Source organism: Morganella morganii H1r, from assembly GCF_000633515.1.
In the GTDB taxonomy this organism is placed as follows: domain Bacteria; phylum Pseudomonadota; class Gammaproteobacteria; order Enterobacterales; family Enterobacteriaceae; genus Morganella; species Morganella morganii_B.
Genome location: NZ_AYMP01000103.1, coordinates 1 through 269 on the forward strand (window position 1 = coordinate 1; position 269 = coordinate 269).

At 52.0% G+C, this 269-nt stretch carries 1 protein-coding gene; it reads right to left on the reverse strand.

Annotated features, from left to right (window positions below):
* A partial coding sequence (locus U868_RS23945) for a hypothetical protein (RefSeq protein ID WP_036412496.1) occupies positions 1–269 on the reverse strand: 269 nt, incomplete at both ends.

Genomic DNA, 269 nt, shown 5'->3' on the forward strand with positions numbered 1-269 from the left:
GACTGTGCTTTATCCGCTGTCAGCTGTGCAATCTGTTTTTCCAGGGCGGTTTTATCCGCTGCCAGGGTGCTGAGTTCTTTTTTCAGCTTATCGCCCTGTGCTGCGGCGGCTTTATCCTGACTGACCAGCTGATCCGCCAGTTTCTGCTTTTCTGCCTCGGCATTTTTCAGCTTCTGCTCAGTATCCGTCAGGCTGCGGGTGATTTTTGCCAGATCGGCATTTTTATCGCTCAGCAGCGCCGCATTTTTCTCAGACTGTGCTTTATCCGC